This window comes from Mariniflexile ostreae (assembly GCF_042427585.1).
Taxonomy (GTDB): domain Bacteria; phylum Bacteroidota; class Bacteroidia; order Flavobacteriales; family Flavobacteriaceae; genus Pseudalgibacter; species Pseudalgibacter ostreae.
In genome coordinates, this window is sequence record NZ_JBHMFC010000104.1 from 1 (window position 1) to 18675 (window position 18675).

Below are 18675 nucleotides of genomic sequence, written 5' to 3' on the forward strand. Positions count from 1 at the left end.
GAATTATACTAAACCAATTTTTAGCTATATTTGAAAACAGGATTAAACTATAAATAATTTAACCCTGAAATTTTGAACTTACACAGATTTTAGGATAGTGTCTTGTTTAATAATGTATCTTGAATATGTTTAATTTTACTTAAAGAGATGGGTTTTAATACATAATCAATTACTAATTTGTTTTTTTTTGCTTTTTCAATATCTCTGGGGTCTATAGATGAACTGATTACCAAAATTTTAATATGTTCATATGTGTTTATTTTTGCAACTTCATCTAAAAATTGCCACCCATCCATTACGGGCATATTAATATCTAATAGTATAACATCTGGAATAGTGCTATTATTTTCTAGCCTCTGTTTGATTCCTTTTAAAGCTTCTTTTCCATTCTTATAGAAGATATAAGATTTAGAAAAATCAGTTTTTATCATCATTTTATTTATAAGATGTTGATATATAGGGTCGTCATCAATGATACATGTGATATTAATTTTATTCATTCATTAGTGTAATAGTAAAGATTGTCCCAACATTAACTTCGCTTTCAACTTTTATGTCTCCATCAAGCGCTTCAACTTGATTTTTTGTAATGTAAAGGCCTAAACCATTGGAGTTGTCTTGGTTATGAAAGGTTTTATACATACCAAATATTTTTTCACCATGCAAATCTAGATTAATGCCTATGCCGTTGTCTTTAAATGTGATGATAACATATTTGCCTTCAATTGTTGCGCTAATGTTAATAAGCAATTGCCGGTTAGGTGACTTATATTTAATCGCATTGGTTAACAAGTTATGAAAAATACTATGAATATAGCTAGGAACTGTTGTTATTTTTATAGAATCGTCTACAGCAATGTGTATAATGGCGTTATGTGTTTTGGCAAACTGCCTTATATTTAATATTGCATTATCTATGGCGTCTTTTAGATTTACAGGCTTTAAATTTTTTAATACTTTGCTTTTAAGATTTATAGAATCATTAAGATTATGTATTGTATCACCTAATTTTCCAATGGCTGTTTTAATTATAGAAAAATTATCTGTTTCTACAAAATTGGGTTCTTCCAGTTCTATAACACTACAAATCATTTCTAAATTACTGTAATGTGACCTTAGATTGTGAGATACGATGTGCGCAAAATTTAAAAGCTGTTTATTTTGTTTTTCTGAAATATCAAGTAATGCTCTTATTTTTAGTTCTGCAGTTTTACTATCATTTATATCTTCTACATGCAAGACATAATGGGTGGGGATCCCTTTATTGTTTTTAATTAATGATTTCGTTATAATAGCCCAAATAGGCGTTCCTGTTTTATTTACCAATCTTTTTTGTACCGTATAAGACGCTATTTTACCATTAATAAAATCGGAAAATTTAGCCTTATGTTTTGTGTAATCTTCTTTATGAATTAATGTTTTATATGGTGTTTTTTTTAAATCATTTTCATCATAGCCAAGTAAATCGCAAAGGTGTTTGTTTATTTTAAGCCAATTACCATCCAGGTTCATTAACGCAACTCCAGTTTTAGAGTATTCAAAGGTTTTTCTAAACCGCTCTTCACTTAGAGCGATTTTTCTATTGGCCAAGGTTTTTTCTGTGATGTCTTGAAAGGCACCACATACCCGGTAAACTTTATTGTTTCTAATATCGACAGTACCTATAACTCTAACCCATTTTTCTTTTCCTAAAGCTGTAATGATTTTGAGTTCGGTATCGTAAGGTTCGAAATTTTCAATACATTTTTTATACAAGTCTTTAATGGTTTCTCTACTATACCCTTCTTTGTAGAAATTAAGAGCAGATTCTATTTGAGGTTCATACTCTTGCTCAACTTCGTGTATTTTTTTTGTCATAGGGCTCCAATATAGTACGTTGTTATCTATATTAAATTCCCATATTCCTATGGTGGCAGCCTCTTGTATAATAGAAAACAAATCGATAGATTCTGAGGTGGAATTTGAGGGTAGTGAATTTTTGTTTACCGTAGGCATAAAAAAGAATTGGATTAAAAAGTATTATTTGGCGCAGATAAAACATCGACAAAGAACGTAAATGGTCGACAAAAATACGTGAATTCCTTTTAATTATGATGATTTATGATTTATTAATCCCGAATAATTATTAATTGTCTTTTTTTAAGCATTACTTTATATTAAGTTAGAAGTAATGCTTAATCACTCATGCAATGTAAATATGATATAATAAAAAAGCGTTTCCATTTTTAAATGGAAACGCTTTTTTATAAAACATTATAACAATTCTATAAACACGTTGAGGTTTATTAAACTGTTTTTACGGGTTCTTTTTGAGATGAAAAATCAACTTCAATTTGATTTTTCAAAATATCTTCAAAAGTTTCTCTCTTTCTTATTAAAAGTGCTTCATTATTATACCATAATACTTCTGCTGGTCTGTAACGTGAATTATAATTACTCGCCATAGAATAGCAATAGGCTCCAGCATTTTTAAATGCTAAAACATCACCCTCATTAATTTCATTGATACGTCTGTTATTGGCAAAGGTATCCGTTTCACAAATATAGCCTACTACAGAGTAAAAACGCTCTTTGCCTTTCGGGTTAGATAGGTTTATAATATCGTGTTCTGCGCCATATAACATAGGTCTTATTAAATGGTTGAAACCCGAATTTACTTGAGCAAAAACTGTAGAGGTGGTTTGTTTTACTGCATTTACATTAACCAAGAACTGTCCAGCTTCACTAACTAAAAACTTACCTGGCTCGAAAGCTAAAGTCAGTTCTTTGCCATAATCTTTGCAAAAATCATTAAAACGTTTGGTCAATTTTTTGCCGAGCTCTTCAATATTAGTTTCAATATCATCTTTTTTATAAGGCACTTTAAAGCCAGATCCAAAATCTAAAAATTCTAGATTTTTAAACTGTTTAGCCGTATTAAATAAAATTTCACTCGCATATAAAAATACATCAATGTCTAAAATATCACTGCCAGTATGCATATGGATTCCGTTTATGGTCATCCCTGTATTTTCAACAATACGGAGGATGTGTGGAATTTGATGCACCGAGATACCAAACTTACTGTCAATATGTCCTACAGAAATATTGGCATTTCCTCCAGCCATAATGTGTGGATTGATACGGATGCAAACGGGGATATTTGGGTGTTTGGTGCCAAACTGTTCTAAAATTGATAGGTTGTCTATATTAATTTGAACACCAAGTTTTGTAACGGTTTCAATTTCTTCTAATGACACCCCATTAGGGGTGTAAATTATTTTATCGGCAGGAAAACCAGCTGCCAAGCCTAATTTCACCTCTTGAATAGAAACCGTGTCGATACCAGAGCCAAAGGAGTGTATCAGCTTTAATATAGAGATGTTTGAAAGCGCTTTTACTGCATAGTTAATCTTTAAATGTTTAACACCTTTAAACGCGTTTGTTAGGCGTTTGTATTGCGATAAAATTTTGTCAGCATCATATACATAAACCGGACTTCCGTAATCTTGTGCTATTTTAAGCAATTGACTTTTTTCCATAAGACTCACTTCTATAAATTTTTTGACAAAGATATTTTTTTCCTTTCCAATAAAAAATAAAAAACCCGAATATTAATCAAATTGCACAAAATGTTAATTATATAACAAATAAGCATAGTGCGCATATGGGTTTTATGCATTCCTAAATAAAATATTAGTCTAATTAAGACCGATTCTATACATTTGTGATTCTTAAAAAATATTTAGCAAATTATGAATTTACACGAATATCAAGGTAAAGAAATATTGAGCGGTTTTGGGGTGCGTATCCAGCGTGGTATTGTGGCCAAAAATGCAAATGAGGCAGTTGCGGCTGCAAAACAATTAACAGCTGAAACCGGAACGAGTTGGCACGTTATAAAAGCTCAGGTTCACGCAGGTGGCCGGGGAAAAGGTGGCGGTGTAAAACTTGCTAAGAATTTAAAAGAAGTTGAGGAGATTTCAGGTCAAATTATTGGAATGGACTTGGTTACCCCTCAAACCTCTGCTGCAGGAAAGCGCGTGCACCAAGTTTTAGTTGCAGAAGACGTGTATTATCCAGGAGATAGTGAAATTTCGGAATTTTACATGTCTGTCTTATTAAATAGAGCAAGTGGTCGTAATATGATTATGTATTCTACTGAAGGTGGTATGGATATAGAAACGGTTGCTGAAGAAACCCCTCATTTAATATTTACTGAAGAAATTGAACCTACTGTGGGCTTAATGCCATTTCAAGCAAGACGTGTTGCTTTTAACCTAGGCTTGTCTGGAAATGCTTTTAAAGAAATGACCAAGTTTGTTTCTAACCTTTATAAGGCTTATGTGAGTTCTGATGCCTCTTTATTTGAAATCAATCCTGTATTAAAAACCAGCGATGATAAAATAATGGCTGTCGATGCTAAAGTTACTATTGATGATAATGCCCTTTTTAGACATAAAAACTATGTAGACTTAAGGGACATCCGTGAAGAAAGCGCTATTGAAGTAGAGGCCGGAAAACTGGGATTGAATTATGTGGATTTAGATGGAAATGTAGGCTGTATGGTTAATGGTGCAGGTCTGGCTATGGCTACTATGGATTTAATTAAGCAAGCAGGTGGTGAACCCGCTAACTTTTTAGATGTTGGAGGTACTGCAGATGCAGCACGTGTAGAAGCGGCTTTTAAAATTATTTTAAAAGATCCCGAGGTGAAAGCTATTTTGATAAATATTTTTGGAGGTATTGTGCGTTGCGATCGTGTAGCGCAAGGTATCATTGATGCGTATAAAAATATGGGGAACATTAATGTGCCTATTATTGTACGCTTGCAAGGCACCAATGCAGATATCGCAAAAGAATTAATAGATAATTCTGGTTTGGCCGTTTTAAGTGCTACAGAATTTCAAGAAGCTGCAGATAAAGTACAACAGGTATTAACAAAATAAATAGGGAAAGCTTAGCGGGGTTTTGAAACCTGTTAAAATCTAAATATTTTAAACAAAAAAAGAGCAACCTAATCGTTGCTCTTTTTTTGTGGACTTTTAAAGCCTTTATGCGCTTCTGTTTTTTTGGAAAATGGTTTGGAATCTTTTTTATTAATAACCGGTTTTTTATTAGAATTTGCTTTCTTTTCAGGCATCGGTCCTCGCAAATGAATAACCAAACCATTTAAAAAGTTTCTTAAAATTTGATCGCCGCATTCCATGTATTTTGGATGGTCTTCTTTTCTAAAGAAAGCGCCCAATTCACTTGTAGTAATTCTAAAATCTACGAGCTCCAAGATTTTCACTATATCATCATCGCGCAACTTTAATGCAACCCGTAATTTTTTAAAAATATCATTGTTTGTCATATCCATGTTTTTTCAGGCTTTTTTAAGCGTGTATTTTGTCGACTTTTTATAAAAGCCCTAGTGTTTTAGCGTTTTTTAAATATTCTGTAAAGATACCTTATTTTTTTATTTTATAATATCCTTTTTGTTTTTAAAAACAAATTGTAATATATTGTCTGTTAGTGGTTTGTGTGTTTATTTGTGTGTTTTAAATGATATCATAAATTGATGAAAAGCGATTTTATTAGACGAATAGAAACACCGTATTGATGAACCAAATAAAAATGCCGACCAAATACACCCTGTTTTTCGATAAGCCGCCTTATATCTTCGATTATTTATGTGTTAAGGGGGCGTAACTTTATAGCATTAATAATTAATCCTTATTTATATGATTAATAAAGTAGAAAAATTAAGTCTTTTATCAGAAATGATTGCTTTTGCAACCTATGATAAACCTTCTGTAAGAAATATGGAGTATAACTTTTTACTTGGTGTTTCAAAACAACTGGGTATTGCTCGTGAGGACTTTGAGTATTTAATAAAAAATCCTATCAATTATACGCATTTAAAATCGCATAGTGAGCGTATTGTGCAATTTCATAGATTGGTTTTATTAATGAATATAGAAAGCCAGGGCCATAATAATTCCAAAGGTGCTATAAAACTATATAATTTTGGATTGCGCATGGGGCTGAGTCATGAATCTATCACCAAGGTACTTTATCTTATGGAGAGTTTTCCAAATAAAATTGTACCACCAGATGTGCTTATCGATATTTTTAAAACTCAGTATAATTAATAAGATAACTTTAAAAAAAAACTTGCTTATTCAATAAATTACACTTGAATGCTACTCTTGCACTTATGGCTCAGGAAAATGTTCTCATCGTTTTCATTATTTCCATAAAAGAACTCTTAAATAAAAAAAGCATTTAAACATTCAGTTTTTCTAATTTGTTCTGATAACTTTTTATTTCGTCCCTAACTTTTGCCGCCACGATAAAATCTAATGCCTTTGCAGCCTCTTCCATCAGTTTGCGTTTTTCCCTTATTTTCTTTTCTAGCTCTGGTTTGCTCAAGTACTCACTTTCTGGTTCAGCCGCTCGAGCTGCTTCCAGTTCATAGCTGTAAGTACTTACCGAATTTTTTGATAGCGCATTGGATAGGTTTTTATTTAATGCCGTGGGCGTCATGTTATGCTTTGTGTTGTAATTTACTTGTTTTTCCCGTCTGTAATTGGTCTCGTCTATGGTTTTTTGCATGCTTTTCGTAATTTTATCAGCATACATGATGGCTTTGCCGTTCAAGTGCCTAGCGGCTCTTCCAACAGTTTGAGTTAATGATCGTGCCGACCGTAGAAACCCTTCTTTATCCGCATCTAAAATGGCGACTAAAGATACTTCTGGCAAATCGAGACCTTCACGTAAAAGATTGACACCAACCAAAACATCAAAAATGCCTTTTCTTAAATCTTGCATAATCTCTACGCGCTCTAAGGTATCCACATCACTATGGATGTATCGGCACCTGATTTGGATACGATCTAAATACTTTGTGAGCTCTTCTGCCATCCGTTTGGTCAGTGTTGTAATTAAGGTGCGTTCATCCTTTTCAACACGTATTTGTATTTCTTCTATTAAGTCATCAATTTGATTTAAACTTGGGCGTACTTCAATAATCGGATCTAATAATCCGGTGGGGCGAATCACTTGTTCTACATAAACGCCATCTGTTTTCTGCAGTTCGTAATCTGCTGGTGTAGCACTTACATAAATAACTTGATTTTGAAGGGCTTCAAACTCTTCAAATTTTAAAGGACGGTTGTCCATCGCAGCAGGTAATCTAAACCCGTAATCTACTAGGTTTTCTTTTCGGCTTCTATCGCCCCCATACATGGCATGAACTTGCGAGATGGTAACGTGGCTTTCGTCTATTACCATTAAAAAATCATCTGGAAAATAATCCAATAAACAGAAGGGGCGTGTGCCTGGCTGCCTGCCATCCAAATAACGAGAGTAATTCTCGATACCAGAACAATAGCCTAACTCCCTTATCATTTCCAAATCAAATTCAGTACGCTCCTTTAAGCGTTTGGCTTCTAAATGTTTGCCTATTTCTTTAAAATAATCGTGCTGTTTTACTAAATCATCCTGAATTTGTTTAATGGCACCTTGTAAAACGTCGGGAGACGTCACGAACATGTTGGCGGGGTAAATATTTAAACGGTCATATTTTTCAACTACTTGATTGGATTGGATATTAAAAGACTCTATATCTTCTATTTCATCTCCAAAAAAATGAATTCTAAAAGCATCATCGGCATAGCTTGGAAAAATGTCTACCGTGTCGCCTTTTATCCTGAAATTACCATGTTTAAACTCGCTTTCTGTTCTGGAATACAAGCTTTGAACCAACTGGTGCAAGAGTTTTGTTCTTGAGATCACTTGATCTCTTTCTATAGAAATTACATTCTTTTGAAATTCTACAGGGTTCCCAATACCATATAAACAGGATACAGACGCTACAACTAAAACATCACGGCGTCCAGAAAGTAAGGAGGATGTGGTGCTTAAACGCATTTTTTCTATTTCTTCATTAATAGAAAGGTCTTTTTCAATATAAACACCAGAAGTGGGAATGTAAGCTTCTGGTTGGTAATAATCATAATAGGATACAAAATATTCTACGGCATTATTAGGGAAAAATTGTTTGAATTCGGAATATAATTGGGCTGCCAAAGTTTTGTTATGTGCTAAAACCAAAGTAGGACGTTGCACTTCTTCAATAACATTGGCCACCGTAAACGTTTTTCCTGATCCTGTAACACCTAAGAGGGTTTGATATTTTTCATCGGTTTCAATGCCATTAACAAGCTGTTTTATAGCATTGGGTTGATCGCCCGTAGGTTTGAAACCTGATTCGATTTTGAATTTCATGTACTATAGTCGTTTTTAGTGTCAGATGATTTTTTAAAGCTAAAAATTTTTACAAACCTAATAGGTTAGCTAAAAGCATAACACGTCACAAAATTACGGAAAAATTGATCCTTTTATTAAGAAGAAAACGTTAACGTTTAAGTGTGAAGTGGCCCATAAACAATCTGCCATCCTCTAATACTACTTTAAACCAATAGTCGTCATTGGGTAGCACTTCTCCGTTAAAAGTGCCGTTCCAGCCATCTTCTAAGGGGTGAAGTTCTTTTAGGAGCTTTCCGTACCGATCAAAGATGTAGATGATGGTTTTAAATTGAAAACTCGTACTAAGTCCTTTTATATGCCAAGTATCATGAATACCATCGCCATTGGGTGTGAAATATTTTAAATATCCTACAACAGAAACATCCAAAGCTACAGTGCCACAAACAACATCTTTAACAAATAAAGTATATAAACCAGCTCTAACATCTGTGAAGAATGGCTGGTTTTGAAAGGGGTATACGAGGCTGCCATCTTTAGCCTCTAAAGCAAATTGATAGATGCCAGAACCCAAATTATTAGGGTTTTTAATAGTGACAGTATTGTGTTCTGAAAAATCGTTAATCTCTAAATCTTCTAATGTAATACTTGCAAGCTCTGAAGCTTTTACCGAAACAGTTTCAGAATTGGAGCAATTTGTAATAGGATCTGTAAGGGTAACGGTATAATCGCCAGGCGTGGATACAGATAAGGTTTTAGCATTCGATAACGAGGTGCCATCTTGTAATGTCCATTCGTAATTGAAAACGCCTGATAGATTCGTTTGGACAGGTTCTAAAGTAACGGTAAATGTTGGGTCTGAAGAACAGACTATTTCTTCCTTATCGATGATGAAATCGGGGATAGGAATTACATTTAGTGATATAGTGGTATTTGCTGAGCAATTTGGATTAAGAGGATTAAAAACCTTGACGAATACCGTTTGATTACCAGAAGTAAGTGGGTTTGGTAGTGTGGGGCTTTCGGAAATAGTTGCACCATGGTCGTCTACATAATCAAAAAATATTTTCATGTCGGTTTGAGTTCCAAGAATCGTGCTTTTAAATGAAGTTGTGTCAAAACGATGATAACCATCGTTTTTATCTGTGCCATCAAGGCCATCGTCACAAAATAGTTGGTCTGGAACCGTATTGGCGATAATGGGTTGGGCATCTACAGCAAATTGTACCTTGGTTTCATCGTAGCAATCAGATGCGGTATTATTGGTTACACGAATGGTTATGGTTTGGTTTTCTGTTAAGAAGGTATTTTGAATAGGACTTGTTACCGGAGTACCATCTGCATATAATAGGGGAGTACCGTTATGGTTAAAATAACTTATACTAACATCTGTGGGGTTTTGCCCTTTTAGAATATCATTTTCTAATGATGAGGTGTCGAAAGGAACAGAAAGCACGCTATCGCTTACATCATAATCACATTGGCGCGCTATGGTTACTGGATTTGCGGTGGGTAAAGTTTCGACGGTTAATAAGATATGGGCTCCTAGTCCTAAACAATCGTTAGAAAGGGCGCTATCCACTCTTACATAGATATATTGAGAGCCTGGGTATCCAATATTTCTGTAGTTTGACGTATTGATAATTTCATTAACTTCAGCTAAAGCATCAGTTTCATTTCTGTAATAGCGAGGTGGTAACGGGTTTTGTCCAGAAGGTATTTGGCTTAATATTAAAGCTGTTACGCTGCTAAAATCGAAAGTAGCGATACCGTCTCTGTCATCATTACTCGAATTATCATTGCCATCGGTATCTAAAAAATCATCACACTGCGTAAATTTTTCTAAAAATGAGGAGGGTATAGCAGTAGTTGAGACGTTTAATACTATTTTTGAAGTGGATGCACAACCCAATGACGATGTGACACGTGCCCAAACCGCATCGGAATTTATGATGCTATTAGTAAATGCTAATGGATTGTCAATATAATCGGGGCTTGTGATATCTCCAGAATTTGCGGCGGATTCTGTTAAAAAATAGGAGAACGTTTCATTAGCAGCGTTTGTAGAAATCTTATCATTTGCTTCGGTTAAATTAAAAGCACTAAAACCGAGGGCGCTAGGGTCTTCATCGTCACATTGTATTAAGGTAACTAGTGGGTTTACAAGAGGCTGGGGCAGCACGGTCAACTCTATTTCATCGGTGTAAAACCCGCAACTATTGCCAGAAACATTTAAAAATGCCCTGTATTTATTGGTGTTAAATGCGAAAGGAGTTGCTGTAATATTCAAAGTGGGGGTCTGTGAATTGCTATAGTTGGCATTGTCACTTACAGGAGTCCAGTTTATGCCATCGGTGCTTATTTCCCATTGGATGCTATCCACAGTATTACTGATTACAAAAATGGAGGTGTCGGCTAAAGCGCAAACCTCGGTATTTATAGGCTGTGTGGTAATGGTAATAGGCGCAGCTGTTAAGTAATTTGAATGCGCTAAGGTGTAGCCATCACTGGCATTCGTAACTAAACCAAAAACATTAACTGCTGGGGTGATATCTCCTAAATATCGGTCATTATTAGCGTCAGAAAAGCCAGCTTCAATAACATCGCTACAGCCATCGCCATCTGCATCTCCATCTATATAATTAAAAAGACCATCTCCATCTAAATCCGAAAGAACATATCCCATTTCATTACTATCTGGAGTTGTTTCAGCAGCGTTTGCCCAGCCATTTGTTCCAAATGAACTGCCATCTATCATACCATCAGAATTTGTATCAAGTAAAGCGCTGCCGGATTCCACTATGTCATAGATTCCATCATTGTCACTATCTAAATCATAGAAATCATATATCCCATCACCATCGGAATCTAAAGGCATTTCATTTATATCATAAACATCATCCAGACCATTGGCATCTGCATCACTACCAGATAATGGCATGTAAACCCCTCTATATTCTATAAAATCTGGAATACCATCATTGTCACTATCTAAATCTAAGGCATCTTCTATACCATCTTTGTCGGTGTCTTTTGCCATACAGGTAACAGTCAACTTAAAAGTAGCCTGATTACTCTTGGTATCTGAAGTGTTTTTATGGATGTAAGTAATTTCATCTACGGCGTTGGCATGGAAACTAAAAGTTCCAGCGCCAATAGGTAAAGATGCTGCTTTAAGTTTAAAACGTATTTCGAAAGCAGATACTTGGGTTACATCTGCTTCGTAAATACCATCAAAATTTGTATCAACTAATAATTGGTCATCGGGGTCTAAAAGTGTTAGCGTTCTTGTGTTGGGTACACGTATAGTGAATTCTCCATCACGAGTTAAGAATCCATTTCCAAGTAGGTTTGATGAAGCATATTCGAGCCGCAAGTTAAGGGGTTTGTCGATTTCTAAGTGATAGGTGGCACTTGTTTCTAGAGTACTATTATTACTAGGTACTTCAGTCATAAAAGTGCCATCGGTTGCGCCCATATACGGGTTGGTTGCTGTGTTTCCAAGAGTTGAAAGCGTTCCAAAATAGATGTAATTACCATCAGGTGTGGTTATAGTATCATTAAAAGGATTCGATAAGTCGATAGCTTTATTACCGTAAGATTCGGTACAATTTAAGATGCCGTCGTTATCATTATCAACATCTATATTATCAGGAATTCCATCATTATCAACATCATCAGGACAAATGCTTACAGGCACTTCTATGGATTCTAAAGTTAATCCAGAACAATCTAGTTTTCCAATAAGTTTGTAAGTACCTGGTGCAGTAGGGATAAATTGCGGTAAATTTGAATTGGTGGTTTGAAATCCTGATCCTTTTCCATCATCATAAAACCATTCAATTCGATCAAAGTTGCCCATATTAGCGACTTCCAATATAACGTTTGGAATACAAATACCGAGCGTAGAGAATGTTGTATCGAAATTTATTTCTGGAGGACTTGGAAAACCAGAATAAAAACTTCCTGAAGTAGCAGCTCCATTGAAATTAAAATAAGCACAATAGAGTTCGTCTGTACTTTGTACGGAAATATTGCCCGTTAAGCCCGTGACTTTATACGTTACATATTCTGTATTTCCAGAAACAGCATTAGGGCCTGTAGCCGAGAAACTTGCAATAGGACTATTGTTAATGCTAACGGTGGCGCCTGTTTTGGTTACTATGGAAATTCCCCCCGTATACGTTGTGGTGCCAATGGATTGAATATGGGCAATATTATCGAGGTTTCCTCGGTTTTCACAACTTAGCGGCGGTACAAAAAAGAGACCTTGGTTGGCCTCGCTGTTGGTGGCACCTACACCCTGATAAGCGAATACGGGTTGAGAGGTTTGCACGTACATGTTGCCTTTGCTGCTGTATTGGTTGCCCTCTATTAGGTAATACTCGCCTGCATTAATCGTTTTAATGGGGATGTTTCCATTTATACTTATAGTCGTATTGTTAAAATGGGCTACTATTAAAACGTTTTCCCATCCGTTTTGGCCATCGCCTTTTACAAAAATATAGTCTTTCCCTACCTTAGTGAGGCCTACAATTTGATCCACTCCATAATCTCGGGCACTGCCGTTATGAAAACTACCGTTTGCGGAGCCACAGTTAACCACAATGGCTTTATCGGCACTCACTAAGCAACCGATGAGCCCGTCGCGATTTACAATAGATTTACTACTATTGGTTGCTAAAGTATAGCTTTCTCCTTTATTTAATATAAGGACTATAGGAAGGGGCCCCGAATAATTTTCTATGATGAGGTTTGTTGGCAAATCACTAAAAGTGACTTGTGTATGGTCCTCTGTAGCCATTACCGAAACAAAATTAAGGTAGTTATCTTGAGGGTTTTCATTGGTATAGCTTCCCACGCGAAAGGTGGTTCCTAATGCGGCTTGTCCTTTACTTACAAGTGCTCCAGCTTGAGACCCTGCATTTGCCCGAATAGACACGTAAATAACATCTTGCGCTTCTATAATATAGCCTTTATTGGAGGTGATTTTACTGGTTTGATCTGCATTTGTAAAGAGCTGTGTGTCTCTTCCATTGCCGATGTAGTGTATATAAGGTGCCGTATTAGAAACAATGCCGGTAATATACCTTCCAGAACCTAATCCTACTGGTTTTATGGTAAAGGGTATGGATGCTGTTTTAGGAGTGGAAATATATATGTAATGGTCTCGTGGTAATGATGAGTTTTCTCCAGACTCTGTTAAGGGCGGAATATAATGTGTTTTGTTTAACTGAGCAAAAGCAGATAGTCCAGATGATATACACAGGATGAAAAAGCACCACTTTAAAACAAATCGGTTGAGCATGAGTAAATCCATTAAGCACCGTGAAAAGTTAGTCCGCTTAAATTAAGCTTCATACCAAAATATAACATTTATTTTAACTTAGACTTGAGAAATGAAGAAAGGTTTACTCCTTTAGCATTAAATAATTAAAATAACGCTATCGTTTTAAAGCAAAGTGACCTTTAATTTGGAAGGGTTCACCTTTATAAACCACATGGCCCACATACCAATAATCATCAGAAGGCATGTTAGCGCCATTAAAAGTACCATCCCAACCAGGGGCGGTGTGGGGCAGCGTTTTAAGGAGTTTGCCATATCTATCATAAATATAGATAATCGTTCCTACAAGTTGCTTTACGCCTGTAATATGCCAAGTATCAAAATACCCATCGCCATTGGGGGTTAAGAATTTAGGCACATCAATAACCATAACGTCCTTGCTTACGGCATTACAGCCATTCAAATCTATAACAGTAACGGTATGGGGGCCTATAGGAGCCTGCTCAAAAACATTGGAGCTTTGCGGTTCGGCGCCATCCAAACTGAAAACATAATTTCCAATACCGCTTACATCGATAGTAATACGGTTAGGATCGGCAAAATCTACTGTGGTTGTAAAATTGATATCTGCTATGGCAGATTCTATAACTTCAAAAGATTTAATGGTAGAGCAACCTGTGGCAGGTGTTTTAACGTCTATTGTATAGAAACCAATATCTGTGGGGCTTGCAAGTGTTATTTGTGGTGTTGTTTCGCCATTGGACCATAGGTAAGTATCTCCGGGGTTGCCTGTTTCGGCAGAAATAATAAGAGGCAAATCGTTAATGCACAAGGTTACTATATCATCTATAGGTATCAGTGGTTTTTTATTTACAATACTCCTAAATTGTGTGGTATCATAACAGCCTGTAGTGTTGTTTTCAATTCTGGCATAAATAATTTCACCATCTTGTGCGAGATAATTTGATGCTATTGGATCTGTGCCTGCTTCAGCATTTGTCATCGTGTTGTAATAGGTAATGGTGACGTGGGAACTGTTTTGAGTACCCCTTATCTGGGTACTGGTATTGCTGGTGCTCGATAAATCGAAAGAGAGAAACCCATCATAATCATCATCACAAGCCTCTATGTTTGAAGGTGTATTGGCAATAGGGTTAGCGTTTATTTCTAGCACAAAAGACGTGATAACAAAGCAGCCTGTACTGGGGTTTTCGGTGCGTATCCAAAGGGTATAATTTCCGGGTGTAGTATAATTAAAAGTGGCACCCATGGCTCCAGAACCATCTTCTGCCTCTGATGCCGTGCTGTGATAAGTGATGTTAAAAGTGTTTGCCTCCTCTATTAGTAAGGCATTCACTTGAGATAGATCATAGGTGCCTTTGTAGCAATCTTCAAGCGTGCCAATTGTGTTGGTTGAAGGAAAAGGATTAACCACAAGTTCTAAAGGAATTACACTGTAGCATCCTATTTCATTGGTAATTTTTATATAAATTGTTTTTGAATCACTCCTATAGGCGTTGGGGGTTGTAATCTTTTTAGTGTCATCTATAATATCCGCTTCAGTTTCAAAAAAGCTTACCACTGGGGGCGCCCCAAGGTTTCTATCTAATATTTCAAAATCGGCCTGTGTTAAATCAAAAACAATTAAGCCATCTGTATCGTCATCACATAATTCAAGTGGCGCGGCAGGAGTGACCTCTGGTAGTAAAGTGATTGTAATATCTAAAGTTTCCACAACGAAGCATAACGAATTTTTATCCTGTATTCTTACATAAAGTGTTTGAGGGTTGAATACATTAGTATACGCATCTGGTAACGCCCCAGAATTGTTTTCTGCTTGTGTTTCGGTTAAATGAAAAGAGACGTTTAAAGGCTCTGGCGCATCTTTGATAATTTCATCTCTTTTTTCATTTAAATTAAACGTTTGTTTACCGCTTTTGTCGGCTGTATCACAAGTTACAAAGCCAATCAGAGGATTAAAAACGATTTCTGAAGCGACTTTGATTTCAAATGATGATGTTTCAAAACAATTGGGGTCTGTACTGTTTTCGATACGTACATAAATGGTACGATCATCGGAAGTAAAAAGGGATGTTTTGTCAATACGTCCTGTAAAATCAGGGTTTTCAAAATAAATAACGTCCTTTCCGGTTTGGCCGTTTAGTATTTCGGCATCTTTTGTGCTAAATAAAAATTGGGCTTCTCCATTGGCGTCACCATCGCAAACCACAAAGTTTTTAATGCCTTCTGGGGGTAAAATAGGAGTGCTATTGATAATAATATCAAACGATTCTATCTTAAAACAAGTAGAGCCAGGAGTGTTGTCGCCCGCTCTAACGTATAGGGTTTGTGTGCTGGCATTGTAGATGTCTGGGTTTGAGATGGCATTAGTATTGTTGGTAGCATCATTCAGAGTGGTATAAAAACCCACATCAATTCCAAAAGTACTGGTTATAATCTCAGGAATTTTATCTTCAAGATTGATCAGGGCCGTCTCTGAAGTCCCACAAATAGTGATGTTACTAGGTTTTGTGACGTCTGGAGCAGGAACCACCTGAATTTCGAATGAACCAGATGTATAGCACCCTGTTTCTAGATTTTCTATTCTTACATGAATAACTGCGGTATTCTTTACATTATAAATATCTGGTAGTTGATTTGTTAAAGTATTACTATCAGCATCTGCTTTAGTTGGAAAAAAACGAGTAATAAAATCAGTATTACCATTGGTTATCATGTCGTCTAAACTATGCAAGTCAACATCAGTAATACCATCGGTAACATCGTCATCACTATCACAATAAGGCAATGGATCAGCAGGATCGAATAATATAATGGGGTTTATCAATAGAAGTATTTCCCCAACGTCCTCACAGTTATTATCTGTGTTTCGTAATCTAAGGTATAGGGTGGTAAGGTTAGCGGCAAAAAAAGGTAGGGTTTGATCTAAGGCATTTATGTTGGCATCTCTATCGGTTTCTGTTTTAAAGAAATCTACTTCAACATCTAATATGCCATCGGCGTTAAAGTCTATGTTATTCGCAATATACTCCTTCATAAAACTCAGGTTAAACCTCATTTCGTCATCGGGATCGGCATTGTTATCACAAACAGCAAATTCTTGAATTTCAGTAGCTGTGACTAATAAGTTGGTGTGAATTTCAAAAGGTGCCACAGAGGCGCAGTGTGTTGTGTTATCTTCGATTCTAATATAAAGCGTTTGTTCATTTGCTATGATGTTTTGATAGTTGGTCTCATTAAGAATAGGGTTTGTTCCCTGTTCTGCATCGCTACGAATCACGTGGTAGGTCGCAACAATGTCGCTAGCAGGAATGCCATTAAGAATGTTATGTAGTACGTGGGTTAAATTAAACTCGGCAAACCCATCACGATCTGTATCGCAAGCATCTATATATTGCATTTCGGAGCTTATAAGCGGACTGATGGTTACCTTGATCTCTACTGGAACTACAGCACTTACACAAGCGGTTTCGTTATTTAAAACTCTGGCGTAAACTTTATCTTCTGAGGCTGTATTTCTGTACAGCGATCTTATTTGATTTATTCCGTTAATAGCTTCTGATTCCTCATAATAATACTCTACGCTTAAGTTTGGGGCTCCTCCTGTTAGCTCGTCATCTTTTTCGGTTAGGTCCATAAAAACAAAACCATCGGGCTCACCATCATTATCACAGACTTCTAAAGGGGTTGGCGTTGTAATATAGGGCACCGAGTTTACAACCAGATTAAAGGAGGTGTACGCTGTGCAACCGGTATCGGTATTGTTTATTCGAACATAAATGGGTTGTGGATTTGAGGTGTTTTGAATGGCGACAGTAACACTATTATCGTTGGCTTTGGCGTCTTCTTCAGTTAAATGATACGAAATCGTAGCGTTGTTAAACGGATTAACTTCAGCCACTTCAGAGTTTTTACTAGAAAGTGTAAAGGTTTGATGGCCAGTTGGATTTGAACTATCATCACATAATTGATAATCTGCGATGAGGGCAACGGGTTCTTGAACATTTAGTTCTACAATAATATTGTCTGTTTCCACACAGTTTCCGCCACCACTAGGAAGTGGCACAGTTACTTCTACGCTGTAGCTGCCACTTTGAGTAGCCGTTAATGTAGGGGCTGTTCCAAGTATAGGGGCATTATTTAAAAACCATTTGTAAGTTGCGTTATTGTTTCCTATATCGGCACTTAGTAAGGTGGATTCAGCACATGTTGAAACATCCTCGCCTAAATCTAAAATCTTAAAACTGTTACCTTCTATAAAAACAGCGGAATCAAATTGGTTGTCTTTTTGATCGGCGATAACCAATTTTATACGGTATTTTACATAGGGCATAATGGTGGTAGCAGCTGTTAAAGTTACGGTTCTGCCATTGTAGTTGGTATCGCCTATGCCTAAACCTTCAAGGTACTGCTCGTTTTGTGCCGGGCATAAAACACCTCCACTAGCATTAAAAATAGTGTGATGTATGGTATTCGTGTTTACTGGAGTTGAGGTGCCTGGAATCAACGCAATATTTTCATAAGGTTCTGTTGTGCTTGACGCTTCTTTAATTAAAAAGGCAAAACCATCAGACACGTTACAAGGGTTCGTTTCAAAGTATTCTTCTGAAGCAAATAAATAATTAAATTGTAATTGACTAGATGTTGATATTAAATCGAATTCTATGGATGTGGCATTGGTGGTATTTGTAATCCCTAAAGCCGTTTCTAAATCGGTGTCTCCTGGCCAATTGTCTGCACCTTCGCTTAGTGTAGGGGTTGTTGCTGTGTTTCCTGCAGATTCGGCACTTCCTGAGGTTAACACAATACCACTTTGAAAAGGGAAATTTGACCCTGCTCGATTGAATTGCCCATAACTGCGAAACCCAAAAGATTCGCCATTAATTGAGGAGGTTATATTTGAAATTTCAACACATCCATTTTGTATGAGGTTATCTTGAATAAGTTGTTCTAAAGTTACAGACCCGGTTACAGAAATTTTTTGTGAGAACAAGGTGTTAAGGCTACAAAGTAGCATCAATAAGGTAATATGGTATGCTAGTTTTTTTTTCACTTTTATTCTGTTTGGGACTAAACAATAGGAGTTAGATATCGTTTTTATCTTTGAAAAATAGATAAATTTCAAAAGAACCAGA

Annotated in this window: 9 protein-coding genes; 2 read left to right on the forward strand and 7 right to left on the reverse strand. The window is 36.2% G+C overall.

Features of this window, described 5'->3' with window-relative positions:
• Window positions 1-89: 89 nt before the first annotated feature.
• The 3 genes from ACFFU9_RS15345 to lysA form a co-directional block, all read right to left on the reverse strand.
• Window positions 90-500 (reverse strand): response regulator, encoded by a 411-nt coding sequence (locus tag ACFFU9_RS15345; protein WP_379862364.1) that lies wholly within the window; start codon window positions 498-500, stop codon window positions 90-92.
• Window positions 493-1995, reverse strand: coding sequence for a sensor histidine kinase (locus ACFFU9_RS15350; protein WP_379862365.1), 1503 nt, complete (start codon window positions 1993-1995; stop codon window positions 493-495). The genes ACFFU9_RS15345 and ACFFU9_RS15350 overlap by 8 nt, the downstream gene beginning before the upstream one ends.
• Before the next feature lie 290 nt (window positions 1996-2285).
• Complete coding sequence (gene lysA, locus ACFFU9_RS15355; protein ID WP_379862366.1) at window positions 2286-3521, reverse strand: diaminopimelate decarboxylase; 1236 nt, start codon at window positions 3519-3521, stop codon at window positions 2286-2288.
• 213 nt (window positions 3522-3734) lie between these two features.
• Here lysA and sucC point away from each other — a divergent pair, with 213 nt between their 5' ends.
• Window positions 3735-4928 carry an ADP-forming succinate--CoA ligase subunit beta gene (sucC, locus tag ACFFU9_RS15360; RefSeq protein WP_379862367.1) on the forward strand — a complete coding sequence of 398 codons (1194 nt, stop codon included), beginning with the start codon at window positions 3735-3737 and terminating at the stop codon, window positions 4926-4928.
• Between the two features lie 68 nt (window positions 4929-4996).
• On the opposite strand, the gene ACFFU9_RS15365 is transcribed toward sucC, so the two are convergent.
• Window positions 4997-5341: a DUF1456 family protein gene (locus ACFFU9_RS15365; RefSeq protein WP_379862368.1), complete on the reverse strand. Its 345-nt coding sequence runs from the start codon at window positions 5339-5341 to the stop codon at window positions 4997-4999.
• Between the two features lie 364 nt (window positions 5342-5705).
• On the opposite strand from ACFFU9_RS15365, the gene ACFFU9_RS15370 reads away from it, so the two are divergent.
• Complete coding sequence (locus ACFFU9_RS15370; RefSeq protein WP_379862369.1) at window positions 5706-6116, forward strand: TerB family tellurite resistance protein; 411 nt, start codon at window positions 5706-5708, stop codon at window positions 6114-6116.
• Between the two features lie 133 nt (window positions 6117-6249).
• Here ACFFU9_RS15370 and uvrB read toward each other — a convergent pair whose 3' ends face one another.
• The 3 genes from uvrB to ACFFU9_RS15385 all read right to left on the reverse strand — a co-directional run bounded on the left by uvrB (window position 6250) and on the right by ACFFU9_RS15385 (window position 18593).
• Complete coding sequence (uvrB, locus tag ACFFU9_RS15375) at window positions 6250-8253, reverse strand: excinuclease ABC subunit UvrB (RefSeq protein ID WP_379862370.1); 2004 nt, start codon at window positions 8251-8253, stop codon at window positions 6250-6252.
• A gap of 130 nt (window positions 8254-8383) precedes the next feature.
• The gene (locus ACFFU9_RS15380; RefSeq protein WP_379862371.1) at window positions 8384-13552 is read right to left on the reverse strand and encodes an FIDD domain-containing protein; all 5169 of its coding nucleotides are present in this window, start codon (window positions 13550-13552) and stop codon (window positions 8384-8386) included.
• Between the two features lie 124 nt (window positions 13553-13676).
• A complete protein-coding gene (locus ACFFU9_RS15385) occupies window positions 13677-18593 on the reverse strand; it encodes a T9SS type B sorting domain-containing protein (protein ID WP_379862372.1) in 4917 nt (1638 codons plus the stop codon).
• Window positions 18594-18675: the final 82 nt, after the last annotated feature.